The following is a 1,212-nucleotide window of genomic DNA, read 5'->3' on the forward strand; positions in this document are numbered from 1 at the left end:
GTCCAATATGTAGCGGGCGTCGCGCGTTGAGCGACCGCCGACAGCGGTGCCGCGGGTTCCGCCACCTCGACCGGCTTGACGGCGTCCGGCACGGGATTCGATGCCGCCGGTGCGGACGTTGCCGCGATCGACGCGGTTTCCGAACCTGCGCTCACGGACGTTCCCGCGAGCGACGAAGCGGGCAGGGCAGCGAACGGAACGATGCCGTCGGCAGGCTTCGCGGCGGCGTGCGGGTCGGCAGCCCCTTGAGGCACGCGGGCCGAAGCGGCGCGATCGATTGCAGACGCCGGTTGCGCGTCGGCGTGGTCGTCGATATCGATAGACCCGGTCGGCTTGCTGGTGTCGAGGTCGCGAACCGCTGCATCGCTTCCTTGTGGGAAGGCTGAATGCGCGGATTGCGGTCCCGCGGTGACTGCCGGCGGCTCGGCGATCGGGTTTCCGGTCGACGCGTCGAGCGCCGGAACCGGCGCGCTGACGACATCTTCCCAAGGCGCGAGGTCGATGGGTGCGTCGATCGACGGTGCTGCGACCCCGAATGCCGGCGCGGCGGGCGTAGCGTCGACGTGACGGATTGCGTCGTCGGCGCGATGCGAGAACGCGGCATCGTCGCTGCCGGCATTCGACCGTGCGTTCGGTTCAGCGTCACCGAATGCAGGAGGGGACAAATCGCCAACCGGAGCCTGCGCGATGCCGGACTGCGCCGGCATGAAGGCGTCGAGCACGATCGGCGCGTTGTCGTCGTATGCGGGCGCGGCATCGTGTTCGGCCGGAGTATTGGCGTCCTGGGCTGCGATGCCGTGCGTCGCGGAGCCGAACGCATTCGACACGGCCGCCGATGCCGGCGCGGCCACGCTGCCGGCTGCGGCGGCCACACCGGCCACACCGGCCACGGCAGCGGCCGCCGTCTGCGCTGCACCGCCGGACGGCGTGCCGCCCAGCGACGCCCATTGCGCGGTGCTGGCCTCGATCGAACGCAGCGTGTCGTGAACGCTCGGTGCGGGCGTAATCGGCGCGGCCGGCTTCTCGTTCCACGCATAGAGCGGCGCGCGCGCCGGCGCGGGCGGCGCCGAGCGGCGTCGTGCCGCGTCCGTCGACAGGCCGGCTGGCGTAGTTCCTGTGACCGGGCGCACCGGCGGACGCGGCTGCTGCGTAGCAGCCGGTCGCGGCGTGACCGTGGCGCGCGGCGCCGTCTGCGTCAGCGCGGCGGTGGTT

General features: G+C 72.2%; 1 pseudogene. It reads right to left on the minus strand.

The annotated features are described in order from the left end of the window. Positions 1–1,212: pseudogene (locus tag H3O04_RS35405) on the minus strand (DNA translocase FtsK); the annotation flags it as partial.

This window comes from Burkholderia sp. KCJ3K979 (assembly GCF_016759955.1).
Lineage (GTDB): Bacteria > Pseudomonadota > Gammaproteobacteria > Burkholderiales > Burkholderiaceae > Burkholderia > Burkholderia orbicola.